We start from the raw sequence: 12,791 nt of genomic DNA on the forward strand, positions 1-12,791 counted from the left end.
TAGCTATGGAGAAGAGCATGAAAAAACTGTTGTTACTGTGTGTGCTCGTGCTTGCAGGCTGTGTGGGCCGGCCCGAGAATATTCATCCCGTCAATGACTTCGACACGACCCGCTATCTTGGGAAGTGGTATGAGATCGCGCGCCTCGATCATTCCTTCGAACGGGGCCTGAGCCATGTGACGGCTGACTATAGCCTGCGCCAGGATGGCGGCCTGAAAGTACTTAATCGCGGTTACAAGGACGCGGACGCGAAGTGGAAGGAAGCCGAAGGCAAGGCGTATTTCGTGGACAAGAAAGAGGTGGGCTATCTGAAAGTGTCGTTCTTCGGCCCCTTTTATGGTTCTTACATCGTTTTTGATTTGGACTCGCAAGATTACAGCTACTCCATGATCAGCGGCCCCGACAAGTCATACTTGTGGTTGCTGTCGCGCACGCCCACCATGGACCCTGCCTTGCAGCAGCGCCTGGTCGAGAAAGCGCGCGGGCTGGGTTTCGATACGTCAAAATTGATCTATGTGAAGCAAAACTGACCTTGCTTGCCTGCCGCCCGTTCGTGGCGGCATAGCGCCTTCCAGTTGTTGCTTTACTGCATTATTTCTTGCAATACCATCCTGATTCACTCACAATCTGTTTCAAAGCGGTGCGCTGCGGGGTGCTGCCATTCTGGTGGCGCGAGCAGTGCTGTGTCGCCGCTCGCGATTGCCGCACGGTAGATGCGTGCTAAATTGGTACGTAGCAGCAGGTCGGTTTCTTGGCGTTTGTGCATTGTTTTTTTAGATAGGAATTACGCAATGAAAAACCTCAAAATCGGCGTGCGTCTCGGTGGCGCTTTTGCCGCCGTCTTGCTCCTGTTGACGAGCCTGACCGTGGTGGGCATCGTGCAAATGCAAAGCGCCAGCAAGGAAACCTATACACTGGTCAACGTCAAGGTGCGCAATGAGCGCCTGATCGCCGAGTGGACCAAGGTCATCGAGGTGAACGCGGCGCGCACGGCGGCCGCCTGGAAAGTCAGTGACCCCGAACACCAGAAGCAGTTTGAAAAGGAAATGGCGGTCTCGTCCGCCCGTGCCACGGAAATCCAGAACGATATCGGCAAGAGCGAGCTGAACTCTGAAGAGCAGGCGCTGTACCAGGAGGTGCTGAGCACGCGCAAGGCCTACACGGAAGTGCGCAAAAATGTGTTCAAGGCCAAGAATGCGGGTGACCTGGAACTGGGCAAGCGCCTGTACGAGGGCGACATGGCCGCCAAGCGCGATATTTACCTGGCGGCGCTGAAGAAGCTGGAAGTGCTGGAGGCCAGATTGCTCGATGAAGCGGCTGCGCAAATCCGTTCGCGCTACGAAAACGGCCGTTTTCTGCTGATCTCGCTGGGCGCGTTCGCCATTTTGCTGGGCATCGCCTGCGCTTACTGGATTACGCGTTCGATCACCCGTCCCATCACGCGCGCTGTCGAAGTGGCGGAAGCCGTTTCCGCTGGTGACCTGACCAGCGATATCGTGGTGGAAAGTCGCGATGAAACGGGGCAGCTGATGCATGCGCTGAAAAACATGAACGATAAACTGGTCAGTATCGTCGGCCAGGTGCGCGCCGGCACCGAATCGATCAGCACGGCATCGAGCGAAATTGCTGCCGGCAACCTGGACTTGTCGTCGCGTACGGAAGAGCAGGCCAGCTCGCTGGAAGAGACCGCTTCTTCGATGGAAGAACTGACCTCGACCGTGAAACTCAATGCCGACAATGCGCGCAGCGCCAATCAGCTGGCCATCGACGCCTCGCAGATCGCCAGCAAGGGCGGCGTGGTGGTGTCGGAAGTGGTCAGCACCATGGGCTCGATCAACGATTCCTCGCGCAAGATTGTCGACATCATCAGCGTCATCGACGCCATCGCCTTCCAGACGAATATCCTGGCACTGAACGCGGCCGTGGAAGCGGCCAGGGCCGGCGAGCAGGGCCGCGGTTTTGCCGTAGTCGCATCCGAGGTGCGCAACCTGGCGCAGCGGTCGAGCGCGGCGGCCAAGGAGATCAAAGGCTTGATCGACGATTCCGTGCAAAAGGTCGAAGCCGGTTCGCAACTGGTGGACAAGGCGGGCCGCACCATGGACGAGATCGTGCAAAGCATCAGCCACGTGACGCAGATCATGAACCAGATCACCGATGCCAGCGATGAGCAGCGCGCCGGCATCGAGCAAGTCAACCAGGCCATCGGCCAGATGGATCAGGTGACGCAGCAAAACGCTGCCCTGGTAGAGCAGGCCGCCGCGGCAGCCGAATCCATGCAGGAACAGGCAGCCAAGCTGGCCGAGGTGGTGGGGGTATTCAAGCTCGATGTCACCTCGCAATATGTCTCGGCCAGCGTGTCCGCCCGGCCCGCCGCAGGCCAGCCTGCGGCACGGCGTGCCCTGAGCGCTGTTGCGCGCACCTCCGCGTCCACTGTCGTCGCCCGCTCCGCCAGCGGCCCCGTCAAGGCAGCGAAACCGGACACGGCACACACCAGCAAGCCGCGCACACCGGTCGCTTCTGGCGCCGACGAGTGGGAAGAGTTTTAAGCTTTGTTTTAAGCGGCCCCATGCTCGGCCATTCCCGCTGGCATGGCGCGGGCGCTACAATCGCGGCTTGAAGAATACCGCGCACGCGCTCCGCCATGACCACCAGCCGCACCTCCAGCACCTCCAGCATCTCCAGCCAGACCTCTGCATCGCCCTCCCACGCCGAAGCGGCCAAACGCGAGCGCTGCCCGCTCTGCCTGCGCGCCGCCACCAGCTGCATCTGCCGCTGGATCGCCCCCGTTTCCCATGCGGTGGAGGTATTGATCCTGCAACATCCGCTGGAAGTCCACAACGCCAAGGGCAGTGCCCGCTTGTTGCACCTGAGTCTGCCCAACAGCCAACTGCTGACGGGCGAGCAGTTTGCCCCGGACACGCTTGCCGCACTGCTGGCCGACAAGCACAATGTGCTGCTGTATCCGGAGACGCCAGGCGATCGTTCGCTGGGCATCGCGCCGCCGCCTGCGCTCGACCCCGCCACTTTGCTTGATCCGGCACGCTTGCGGCTGGTGGTGCTGGACGCCACCTGGCGCAAGAGCCGCAAGATGCTGTATCTGAATCCCCGCTTGCAGCAGTTGCCGCGCCTGCCCCTGCGCGATACGCCCGCTTCCCATTACCTGATCCGCAAGGCGCACGCGCCAGACCAGTTGTCGAGCCTGGAGGCGACGTGCTATGCCTTGATGCAGTTGGAGCAGGACGCACCGCGCTTCGTTCCCTTGATCACGGCATTTGACGGTTTTGTCGCGCAGCAGTTGAGTTATGTCATGCCGCATGCTGAAAAAGCGTGAAACGGCATCACGCCAGCCCTTGATCTTGGCTGCACAGCGGCATAGTATACTGTACGTATATACAGTTAATGGAGCCGTTCATGAAAGCAATCATTCCAGAGCACGATGACAGCTTCGCCGGGCAAGCCATGTTGCCGCCGCAATCGCTGAAAAGCCGCAAGGGGCGCGGTGCCGTGTCGAACTTGCAAGGGCGCTACGAGGCGCATGCGCGCGCCGGTTTCGATGATGGCTGGAGCGTGGGCGGCCTGGACGAGGCCGCCGGGGAGGAGGATCCGGGCTGGAAGACGCAGGTCAGCGACGAGCAGGCACGCACCATCCTCACGCGCAATGCCTCGCCCGATTTGCCCTTCAATGTGTCGCTGAACCCGTACCGGGGCTGTGAACATGGCTGCATTTATTGCTTTGCCCGTCCCACGCACAGCTATCTGGGCCTGTCGCCGGGCCTGGACTTCGAAAGCCGCATCTACGCCAAGGTGAACGCCCCCGAACTGTTGCGGCGCGAATTGGCCAAGCCGTCGTATGTGCCCGAACCGATCGCCCTGGGCGTCAATACCGATGCGTATCAGCCGTGCGAACGCGAACGGCAACTGACGCGGCGCGTGCTGGAAGTGTTGCACGAGTGTGAGCATCCCGTGGCGCTGATCACGAAATCGTCGCTGATCGAGCGCGATATCGACATTCTGGCGCCAATGGCGGCCAGGCACCTGGCGGCCGTGGCCGTCACTGTCACCACGCTCGATCCCGGCATCGCGCGCACGCTGGAGCCACGCGCGGCCGCCCCGGCGCGGCGGCTGCGCACCATCCGCACCCTGACGGAGGCGGGCATTCCCGTGGGCGTGAGCATCGCGCCCATCATTCCGTTTGTCACGGAACCGGAAATCGAGCAGCTGCTCGAAGCCGTGCGCGACGCTGGCGCCATCCACGCCCATTATGTGGTGCTGCGCCTGCCGTGGGAAGTGAGCCCATTGTTCCAGCAATGGCTGGAAGCGCACTTCCCGGAACGGGCCCAGCGCGTGATGAACCGGGTGCGCGAAATGCGCGGCGGCAAGGATTACGACAGCGCGTCCGGCACGCGTATGCGGGGCGAAGGCGTGTGGGCCGACCTCATCCGCCAGCGTTTCGAGAAAGCCGTGCACAGGCTGGGGCTGCACGGCAAGGGCGGCCGCTTCAAGCAGCTCGATTGCACGCAGTTCCGGCGGCCACTGGTGGTGCCGCCGTTGGGGGCAAGGGAGAAAGGGGGCAATGCGGGGCAGCTGGATTTGTTTTAAGTTAAACCGTCCTCAGCGCTGATGCGGCATGCGGCATGCGGCAGGGTGGTGCTCACGCGCTGAAATGCGGGCAGTGGTGACCTGCGGCTGGGGGAGTGCAGCTGCTCGCCGGGATGAGTGCGCCGTCTTCCAGGAACCCGGAGGCAGGATCTTGCCACAGGTGTCTTGCCACAGGTGCCGGAGGGCGCCGCGCGCTCTATCGTGCGGCGCTATCGTGTGGCGTCATCCTGGGTATGGGTCTGGAACTGCGCCAGATGCTGCTCGATGGCAAAGACGTGCGGGTCGCTCTTGCCCAGCTCACGCAGGGCGCTGGCCAGGTGCAGCAGGTATTCGCTGTTCGGGCCGCTGGGGCCGTTTGATCGGGCAATCTGGCGCGCGATGTCCAGTTCCGGGGCGGCGCCGAGGAAGGCGGCGTTTTCTTCGTTGGCGATGTACACCAGGCCTTCGACCTTGCCGCCATCCTCGAAGCTAATGTCGGTGGCCAGGCGCAGGTAGCCATTTTTTTCGCGGTGGTCGAGGTGGGCGAAGACTTCAGGGGTAATTAAATAAGCCATGCCGTCGCACACGGCGCCCGCCTGCGGGACGATGGTGGCAACCCTGCCCGGCGCCATCGGCGTGCCCCGATGATCGTGCGATCCCTGCCAGAAGCGCCGTGTCCAGCCGGCGATGCTGGCGGGGCGGCGTTCAATATAGGGAAAGTCCGCCTTGTAGATCAGCGAGCCGTAGCCGAACAGCCAGACCTGGGCGTGGCCGTCGAATTTGTTCATGCGCTGGTTGATGGCGATGGTGGCGGCGTCGATGCAAGACAGGTCGTTCTGGTCAGGCTGGGTCATGGCGTAAGCGGCAAGGGGCGATATGCCATTATAAAGCGCTGCCAGCCGGGCCGCTGGCCGGCAGGGCGTCGCGTGCGCCGTTGTTTCCGCCGACGTTCCACTCGTGCGTCTCGACGAACTGGAACAGGAAGGCCATGAAGCTTTCGGCCGCCGGCGACAGCGAACGGCCCGTCTTCGTGTAGACGAAAAAGCGCCGCGTCAGTTCCGGCTCGTGCAGGGCACGCATGTGCAATTTGTATAGTTTGACCATCGGTTCTGCATACGGCAGGCAGACCGTGATGCCCAGATTGGCGCTGACCATGGCCAGCGCCGTCGTCATGAAGGTCACTTCATTGTAGGGATTAAGCGACAGTTCGCGAAACGCGCCGTGCATGTCGCGCAGCAGGCGCTCCGTAAACTGGCCCTGCAGCGAGATGAACGGGTAGTCGCCCACATCGGCCCAGGTGACGCGCTCTTTCTGCTGCAGCGGGTGCTGCTCGGGGAAGACCAGCACGAAGGGCATTTCGAACAGCACTTGCGCGGCGATTTCCGCCGTCGGGTCGCGCTCGGGGCCGATGCCGAAATCGACTTCGCCGCTGAAGACGCGCGCCGACACATTTTCCACGGGGCAATCGACCAGGCGCAGCTGCACGTCCGGGTGTGCCTGGCGGTAGGCGGCGATCACTTCCGGCAGCAGGGTGCAGGCCATCATCTGCGGCGCGGCGATGCGCACCATGCCCGTTTTCAGGGCCTTGCGCTGGGCGATGCCGGCCATGGCGCCATCGAGGTCCTCGATCATCTTTTCAAACAGCGGATACAGTTCGCGGCCGATTTCCGACAGTTGCGTCTTGCGCGTGCTGCGCTCGACCACGCGCACGCCCAGCACGCTTTCCAGCTCCTTGATCAAGCCGCTCAAGGCGGACTGCGTCACGTGCAGGTATTCGGCGGCCAGGGTAAAGCTGCCGGTCTTGGCCAGCGCCACGAAGGCGCGCATCTGTCGCAGGCTGGGACTCATAAGATAATCCGATAAATCAATGGTTAAAAATTGTTTGTATGATAGCTGTAACTCGATTCTAATGGTGAAAAGCTGAAAAACACGCCAGCCATCGCGCCCAAGGCGCCATCCATTGGAGACAGACCATGAAGATCAAGCAAATCCACCACGTCGCCTACCGCTGCATCGACGCGAAGAAAACCGTCGAGTGGTACGTCAAGCATTTGAACATGCATTTCGTCCTCGCCATCGCGGAAGACCTGGTGCCGTCGACCAAGGCGCCGGACCCGTACATGCACGTCTTCCTCGACGCGGGCCAGGGCAATGTGCTGGCCTTCTTCGAATTGCCGACGCAGCCACCGATGGATCGCGACCGCAATACCCCCGCCTGGGTGCAGCATCTGGCGCTGGAAGTGGGCAGCATCGAGGAATTGCTGGCCGCCAAGGAGCGTCTGGTGGCCGCCGGCATCGAGGTGCTGGGCCCCGTGAACCACGCCATCTTCCAGTCGATTTACTTCTTCGACCCGAACGGTCATCGCCTGGAACTGGCGGCCAACGTGGGCACGCCCGAGATGATGGCCAAACTGGACGCCGTCAAATGGGAAATGCTGGAAGAATGGTCGCAGACGCGCCGCGCACCCAAGCACGCCGCCTGGATGCACGCGCCAGCTGAAGCCTGAGCGCCGCAGACTGAGACCATCTGATCAATACGTATAACAAGGAACACATCCAATGAAACTCGCAACCCTGAAAAACGGCAGCCGCGACGGCGCCCTGATCCTCGTCAGCCGCGACCTGCGTCAGTACCAGCGCGTGGCCGCCATCGCTCCCACCCTGCAGGCTGCACTCGACAAATGGGACGCCGTCGCGCCAAAGTTGGAACAGGCGTACGCCGACCTGAATGCGGGCCAGGCGCCGGACGCGCAGCCGTTTGATGCAGCGTTGTGCCACTCTCCGCTGCCGCGCGCCTACCAGTGGGCCGACGGTTCCGCTTACATCAACCACGTGGAACTGGTACGCAAGGCGCGCAACGCGGAAGTGCCGGCCTCGTTCTACACGGACCCGCTGATGTACCAGGGCGGCTCGGACAGTTTCATCGGCCCGCGCGACCCGATCTTCGCCCTGTCCGAAGAGTGGGGCATCGACCTGGAAGCTGAGGTGGCCGTCATTACGGGCGACGTGGTCATGGGCGCCAGCGTGGCCGATGCGGCAGCATCGATTCGCCTGGTCATGCTGGTCAACGATGTCTCGCTGCGCAACCTGATCCCGGGCGAACTGGCCAAGGGCTTCGGCTTCTTCCAGTCAAAGGCGGCCAGCGCGTTTTCGCCCGTCGCCGTCACGCCCGATGAACTGGGTGCCGACTGGGCGGACAGCAAGCTGCATTTGCCGCTGCTGGTCGACCTGAACGACAAGCCGTTCGGCAAACCAAACGCGGGCGAAGACATGACGTTCAATTTTGCGCAGCTGGTGGCGCATGCGGCGAAGACGCGCGAACTGGGCGCCGGCAGCATCGTCGGCTCGGGCACCGTGTCGAACAAACAGGGCAACCTGTTCGGTTCCAGCATCGACAATGGTGGCGTGGGCTACTGCTGCCTGGCCGAAGTGCGCATGTATGAAACCATCGAACACGGCGCGCCAAAAACGGCGTACCTGCAGTTCGGTGACACGGTGCGCATCGAGATGCGCGACGCGGCCGGTGCCAGCATCTTCGGCAGCATCGAGCAGACGGTCGCGCTGTACGCCGGCCGCGCCTGAAAGGACGCCCCGTCATGAGCATGAAGTTGTACACCTATTTCCGCAGTTCGGCCGCCTACCGCGTGCGCATTGCCCTCAATTTAAAGGGCATCGATTACGACAGCATCCCCGTGCATTTGCTGCAGGATGGCGGACAGCAGTTGCTGCCAGCCTACCGGGCCGTCAACCCGTCGGCGCTGGTGCCGACGCTCGATGACGATGGCGCCATCCTGACGCAGTCGCTGGCGATGCTCGAATATCTGGACGAGACGCGTCCTGGCGTGCCGCTGCTGCCGGCCGATGCGCTGGGACGCGCCCGCGTGCGCGCGCTGGCGCTGGCGATTGCCTGCGATGCGCACCCGCTGACGAATCTGCGCGTCTTGAAGTACCTGAAAAACACGCTTGGCGTGTCGGACGAAGCCAAGCAGGAGTGGTACCGCCACTGGATGGCCGAGGGTCTGGCGGCCGTGGAAGCGCTGCTGGCGCAGGGCGATCCTGCCGGCACGGCCCTGTTCTGCCATGGCGACAGCCCGACGATGGCCGATTGCTGCCTGGTGCCGCAAGTGTTCAATGCGCAGCGCTTCGCCATCGACCTGGCGCCGTATCCGCGCGTGGCGCGCATCCATGCGCATTGCGCCGGCTTGCCGGCGTTTGCCGCCGCCCATCCGTCGCAGCAACCCGACGCCGAATAGCCTTGATGCGGCGCGAGGCAGAAAGCCCCGTCTGGCAACAGGTGGGGCTTTTTTACGCGTGCTTGATGTTGGCCAGGCAATGCCAGCTTGCCGGTAGGCTACAATTTGCGTTTGTCCAAATACTTCTCGCGCCATGACCGCTACCACCGTTCCCGCCGGCATCACCGACGCCCTGTCCCTGGCGCATGCTTCCTGGCGTCCCATCCTGCTGCGCGGCTTGCAGGCCATGATGGCGGCCGATCCCGCTTACCTGCCGGCGCTGGCCGTCGACGATTACCTGCCCACGCAGGGCCGGCTGTTTGCCGCCTTCGCCCTGCCGCTGGCGCAAGTGCGCCATGTGCTGGTGGGCGAGGGGCCGTATCCGCGCGCCGACAGCGCCACGGGCGTGTGCTTCATGGATGGCGCCGTCGGCAGTCTGTGGTCGGCGACGGGGCTGTCGAAGCCCGTCAACCGCGCCACGTCCTTGCGCAACTTCATGAAGATGCTGCTGGTGGCCGATGGCCAGTTGCAGGGCGGCGACACGTCAGGCGCGGCCATGGCGCCCGTGGCGGCCGCCGCGCAGCAAGCCGGTAGCGGCGTGATCCAGACCCTGCCCGACTTGCAGCGCAAGATGACGGAGCAGGGCTTTTTGCTGCTCAACGCGGCGCTGGTGTTCCGTTCTCATGTGCCGCCCGTGCAAGATGCGCGCGGCTGGCTGCCCTTCCTGCAGGTGGTGCTGGAAGCGCTGGCGCAGCAGGGAGGTGCGGCCTTGCCGCAATTGGTGTTGTGGGGCAAGATCGCCGAGCTCATCAAGCGCTTGCCAGTGGCGGCAATGCTGCCGCAGGTGACGGCGGAACATCCGTATAATCTGTCCTTTATCGGCAATCTTGACATGCAGGCCTTGTTTGGCCCGATGCAACTATTGCGTGCTTGAATTGGCGCCTGTCTGGCGGAAGTGCGGGGAATATGCAAATCAGTAATGTGGAAGAATTGAAGGCATGGATAGCGGCGGGCGGCGTGCCCGATTATCTGTATTTCTGGGGGCACACGCCGGCACAGCCGCAGGTGCCCGACAAAAGCTGCTTCAGCCAGTGGTTTCCATCGCCATTCAGTCTCGCTGGCGTGACGTATGCGACGGCCGAGCACTACATGATGGCGCAAAAGGCGGCCCTGTTTGGCGACACGGCCGTGCAGGCGCGCATCGTGGCGGCGGGGCGGCCGTCGGAAGTGAAGAAACTGGGACGTGAAGTGGCGAACTTTGACGCCAGGGTGTGGGAAGCGGCGCGCGCCGGCATCGTCTTCGATGGCAACTTTGCCAAGTTCTCGCAGAAGGCCGCGCTGCGCAAGTTTTTGCTGGGCACGGGCGAACGCGTCATCGTCGAAGCCAGTCCCGTCGACCGCATCTGGGGCGTGGGCCTGGCGTCGGACAACCCGCGCATCCTGGACCCCGCCACCTGGGACGGCTTGAACCTGCTGGGTTTTGAACTGATGAAAGTACGGACAGCTTTACGCGGCTGAGAACGCCCGCGATTTTCCGATTGTTGTTTTCCTGAAGCAGCCGCGCCTGGCGCGGCCGGCCATGCCCCTGCCAGCCCTGTGGTCATCGAGGGGCGCTCTGACAAACCCTGCCGAATTTGTTATACTTGACTAAATCATTCAACTACTCAGGGTTTGAGAAGTTGAAAAGCCGCAATATTTTAAACCAGTTATTGAACAGTTGACCGAGGATGTATGCGTCTGACTACAAAAGGCCGTTTTGCCGTGACAGCGATGATCGATCTTGCCCTGCGCCAGGGCAAGGGCCCGGTTACCTTGTCCGGCATCAGCCAGCGCCAGTCGATTTCCCTGTCCTACCTGGAGCAGCTGTTCGGCAAGCTGCGTCGGCATGAAATCGTCGAATCGATCCGCGGCCCCGGCGGCGGCTACAGCCTGGCGCGCCGTGCCGACAAGGTGACGGTGGCCGACATCATCATCGCCGTCGACGAACCGCTGGACGCCACGCAGTGTGGCGGCAAGGAACATTGCCACGGCGCGGACGCGGCCACGGGTGCACGCTGCATGACGCATGAATTGTGGTCTACGCTGAACGAAAAAATGGTCGATTATCTGGATTCTGTGTCCTTGCAGGACCTGGTCGACCAGCAGAGACAAAAGATTGCCGAGCAAAGCGTGATGGTGATGCACCGTAACCACGCCGCCCTCGGTTGAATATTACAAAATACTAAGTTGCTGATTGCATTGGAGTTATTGATGAACGCCCCTGAAAAAAACGTAGGCCAAGTGCATTTTGAAACCGCACCGCATTTTCCGATCTACATGGATTACTCGGCCACCACGCCGATCGATCCACGCGTCGCCGACAAGATGATTCCTTACCTGCGCGAGCAGTTCGGCAATCCGGCATCGCGCAGCCATATGTATGGCTGGACGGCGGAAAAAGCCGTGGAAGAGGCACGCGGCTACGTGGCGGCCCTGGTGAACGCCGATCCGCGCGAAATCATCTGGACGTCCGGCGCGACGGAAAGCAATAACCTCGCCATCAAGGGCGCGGCGCAGTTCTACAAGACCAAGGGCAAGCACATCATCACCGTCAAGACCGAGCACAAATCGGTGCTCGACACGGTGCGCGAACTGGAACGCATCGGCTTCGAAGCGACGTATCTGGAACCGCAGGACAATGGCCTGGTCACCGTCGAGCAGCTGGCTGCGGCCGTGCGCCCGGACACCATCCTCGTGTCGGTGATGCTGGTGAACAACGAAATCGGCGTGATCCAGCCGATCGACGAAATCGGCGTGTTCTGCCGCTCGAAAGGCATCATCTTCCATTGCGACGCCGCGCAAGCGACGGGCAAGCTCGTCATCGATCTGCAAAAGACCAAGGTCGACCTGATGACCTTCACGGCGCACAAAACTTACGGCCCGAAAGGCGTGGGCGCCCTGTACGTTTGCCGCAAGCCGCGCGTGCGCCTGGAAGCGCAGATGCACGGTGGCGGCCATGAGCGCGGCCTGCGTTCGGGCACCCTGCCTACGCACCAGATCGTCGGCATGGGCGAAGCGTTCCGCATTGCCAAGGAAGAGATGGACAGCGAAATCGGCCGCATCAAGGCCTTGCGCGACCGCCTGGCCAAGGGCTTGCAAGAGATCGAAGAAGTCTACATCAACGGCGACATGGACCACCGCGTGCCGCACAACCTGAACGTCAGCTTCAACTACGTCGAAGGCGAGTCGCTGATCATGGCCATCAAGGATATCGCCGTGTCGTCCGGTTCGGCCTGCACCTCGGCCAGCCTGGAGCCATCGTACGTGCTGCGCGCCCTGGGCCGCAGCGACGAACTGGCGCACAGCTCGATACGCTTCACCATCGGCCGCTTCTCGACCGAGGAAGACATCGACTTCGCCGTGAACCTGCTGAAATCGAAAGTACATAAATTGCGTGAGCTGTCGCCCCTGTGGGACATGTTCAAGGAAGGGATCGACATCAATTCGATCCAATGGGCGGCACACTAACCATCACGCAGGTCCCGCTCACGGGGCCGGCAAGCATATTAAAGGAGCATCAAAATGGCTTACTCGGACAAAGTACTCGATCACTACGAAAACCCACGCAACGTGGGCGCTTTCGACAAGGGTGATGAAACCATCGGCACCGGCATGGTGGGCGCCCCTGCCTGCGGCGACGTGATGAAACTGCAGATCAAGGTCGGCGCCGATGGCCTGATCGAAGACGCAAAATTCAAGACCTACGGCTGCGGTTCGGCCATCGCGTCGAGCTCGCTGGTGACCGAATGGGTCAAGGGCAAGACCCTGGACCAGGCGCTGGCCATCAAGAACACGCAGATCGCCGAAGAACTGGCCCTGCCGCCGGTGAAAATCCACTGCTCCATCCTGGCGGAAGACGCCATCAAGGCGGCAGTGCTGGATTACCAGACCCGCCATCCAGTAGCAGCTTAAACGTTGGCAGCCCGCCCCAGCCGCAAGGCC

Annotated in this window: 14 protein-coding genes; 12 read left to right on the forward strand and 2 right to left on the reverse strand. The window is 62.0% G+C overall.

Features of this window, described 5'->3' with window-relative positions; translation table 11 throughout:
- Window positions 1–17: 17 nt before the first annotated feature.
- The 4 genes from ACQ4WN_RS02905 (at window position 18) to ACQ4WN_RS02920 (ending at window position 4,599) form a co-directional block, all read left to right on the forward strand.
- On the forward strand, window positions 18–530 hold the full coding sequence (locus tag ACQ4WN_RS02905) for a lipocalin family protein (RefSeq protein ID WP_436550189.1): 513 nt from the start codon (window positions 18–20) through the stop codon (window positions 528–530).
- A 261-nt stretch (window positions 531–791) separates the two neighbouring features.
- Window positions 792–2,546, forward strand: coding sequence for a methyl-accepting chemotaxis protein (locus ACQ4WN_RS02910; protein ID WP_436550190.1), 1,755 nt, complete (start codon window positions 792–794; stop codon window positions 2,544–2,546).
- A gap of 95 nt (window positions 2,547–2,641) precedes the next feature.
- Complete coding sequence (locus tag ACQ4WN_RS02915) at window positions 2,642–3,331, forward strand: tRNA-uridine aminocarboxypropyltransferase (RefSeq protein ID WP_436550191.1); 690 nt, start codon at window positions 2,642–2,644, stop codon at window positions 3,329–3,331.
- Window positions 3,332–3,411: 80 nt separating this feature from the next.
- Window positions 3,412–4,599 carry a PA0069 family radical SAM protein gene (locus ACQ4WN_RS02920; RefSeq protein WP_436550192.1) on the forward strand — a complete coding sequence of 396 codons (1,188 nt, stop codon included), beginning with the start codon at window positions 3,412–3,414 and terminating at the stop codon, window positions 4,597–4,599.
- Window positions 4,600–4,808: 209 nt separating this feature from the next.
- Here the strand turns inward: ACQ4WN_RS02920 and ACQ4WN_RS02925 are convergent, their stop codons facing one another.
- Both ACQ4WN_RS02925 and ACQ4WN_RS02930 read right to left on the reverse strand, forming a co-directional pair.
- Entirely contained in the window at window positions 4,809–5,399 is a 591-nt protein-coding gene (locus ACQ4WN_RS02925) for a gamma-glutamylcyclotransferase (RefSeq protein ID WP_436550397.1), read from the reverse strand.
- Window positions 5,400–5,460: 61 nt separating this feature from the next.
- Window positions 5,461–6,426: a LysR family transcriptional regulator gene (locus ACQ4WN_RS02930; protein ID WP_436550193.1), complete on the reverse strand. Its 966-nt coding sequence runs from the start codon at window positions 6,424–6,426 to the stop codon at window positions 5,461–5,463.
- A gap of 125 nt (window positions 6,427–6,551) precedes the next feature.
- Between ACQ4WN_RS02930 and ACQ4WN_RS02935 the strand changes: the two genes are divergently transcribed.
- The 8 genes from ACQ4WN_RS02935 (at window position 6,552) to iscU (ending at window position 12,761) form a co-directional block, all read left to right on the forward strand.
- Window positions 6,552–7,085 (forward strand): VOC family protein, encoded by a 534-nt coding sequence (locus ACQ4WN_RS02935; protein ID WP_436550194.1) that lies wholly within the window; start codon window positions 6,552–6,554, stop codon window positions 7,083–7,085.
- Window positions 7,086–7,137: 52 nt separating this feature from the next.
- Entirely contained in the window at window positions 7,138–8,160 is a 1,023-nt protein-coding gene (locus tag ACQ4WN_RS02940) for a fumarylacetoacetate hydrolase family protein (protein ID WP_436550195.1), read from the forward strand.
- A 20-nt stretch (window positions 8,161–8,180) separates the two neighbouring features.
- Window positions 8,181–8,831: a maleylacetoacetate isomerase gene (maiA, locus tag ACQ4WN_RS02945; RefSeq protein WP_436550398.1), complete on the forward strand. Its 651-nt coding sequence runs from the start codon at window positions 8,181–8,183 to the stop codon at window positions 8,829–8,831.
- Between the two features lie 133 nt (window positions 8,832–8,964).
- Window positions 8,965–9,744, forward strand: coding sequence for a uracil-DNA glycosylase family protein (locus ACQ4WN_RS02950; protein ID WP_436550196.1), 780 nt, complete (start codon window positions 8,965–8,967; stop codon window positions 9,742–9,744).
- 32 nt (window positions 9,745–9,776) lie between these two features.
- Window positions 9,777–10,328, forward strand: a complete 552-nt coding sequence (gene ybiA, locus ACQ4WN_RS02955; protein WP_436550197.1) for a riboflavin biosynthesis intermediates N-glycosidase — start codon at window positions 9,777–9,779, stop codon at window positions 10,326–10,328.
- A gap of 213 nt (window positions 10,329–10,541) precedes the next feature.
- The gene (gene iscR, locus ACQ4WN_RS02960) at window positions 10,542–11,018 is read left to right on the forward strand and encodes a Fe-S cluster assembly transcriptional regulator IscR (RefSeq protein WP_034779566.1); all 477 of its coding nucleotides are present in this window, start codon (window positions 10,542–10,544) and stop codon (window positions 11,016–11,018) included.
- Window positions 11,019–11,060: 42 nt separating this feature from the next.
- Window positions 11,061–12,317 carry an IscS subfamily cysteine desulfurase gene (locus tag ACQ4WN_RS02965; protein WP_436550198.1) on the forward strand — a complete coding sequence of 419 codons (1,257 nt, stop codon included), beginning with the start codon at window positions 11,061–11,063 and terminating at the stop codon, window positions 12,315–12,317.
- Between the two features lie 54 nt (window positions 12,318–12,371).
- Window positions 12,372–12,761, forward strand: a complete 390-nt coding sequence (gene iscU / locus ACQ4WN_RS02970; protein WP_076567031.1) for a Fe-S cluster assembly scaffold IscU — start codon at window positions 12,372–12,374, stop codon at window positions 12,759–12,761.
- Window positions 12,762–12,791 lie beyond the last annotated feature (30 nt).

This window comes from Janthinobacterium pasteuri (genome assembly GCF_051380775.1).
Classification (GTDB): domain Bacteria; phylum Pseudomonadota; class Gammaproteobacteria; order Burkholderiales; family Burkholderiaceae_D; genus Janthinobacterium.

Coding starts and splice junctions, on each gene's coding strand:
- ACQ4WN_RS02965 (WP_436550198.1), top strand. CDS start 11,061: ATGAACGCCCCTGAAAAAAACGTAGGCCAAGTGCATTTTGAAACCGCA.
- ACQ4WN_RS02910 (WP_436550190.1), top strand. CDS start 792: ATGAAAAACCTCAAAATCGGCGTGCGTCTCGGTGGCGCTTTTGCCGCC.
- iscR (WP_034779566.1), top strand. CDS start 10,542: ATGCGTCTGACTACAAAAGGCCGTTTTGCCGTGACAGCGATGATCGAT.
- ybiA (WP_436550197.1), top strand. CDS start 9,777: ATGCAAATCAGTAATGTGGAAGAATTGAAGGCATGGATAGCGGCGGGC.
- ACQ4WN_RS02935 (WP_436550194.1), top strand. CDS start 6,552: ATGAAGATCAAGCAAATCCACCACGTCGCCTACCGCTGCATCGACGCG.
- maiA (WP_436550398.1), top strand. CDS start 8,181: ATGAAGTTGTACACCTATTTCCGCAGTTCGGCCGCCTACCGCGTGCGC.
- ACQ4WN_RS02930 (WP_436550193.1), bottom strand. CDS start 6,426: ATGAGTCCCAGCCTGCGACAGATGCGCGCCTTCGTGGCGCTGGCCAAG.
- ACQ4WN_RS02920 (WP_436550192.1), top strand. CDS start 3,412: ATGAAAGCAATCATTCCAGAGCACGATGACAGCTTCGCCGGGCAAGCC.
- ACQ4WN_RS02940 (WP_436550195.1), top strand. CDS start 7,138: ATGAAACTCGCAACCCTGAAAAACGGCAGCCGCGACGGCGCCCTGATC.
- iscU (WP_076567031.1), top strand. CDS start 12,372: ATGGCTTACTCGGACAAAGTACTCGATCACTACGAAAACCCACGCAAC.
- ACQ4WN_RS02915 (WP_436550191.1), top strand. CDS start 2,642: ATGACCACCAGCCGCACCTCCAGCACCTCCAGCATCTCCAGCCAGACC.
- ACQ4WN_RS02950 (WP_436550196.1), top strand. CDS start 8,965: ATGACCGCTACCACCGTTCCCGCCGGCATCACCGACGCCCTGTCCCTG.
- ACQ4WN_RS02905 (WP_436550189.1), top strand. CDS start 18: ATGAAAAAACTGTTGTTACTGTGTGTGCTCGTGCTTGCAGGCTGTGTG.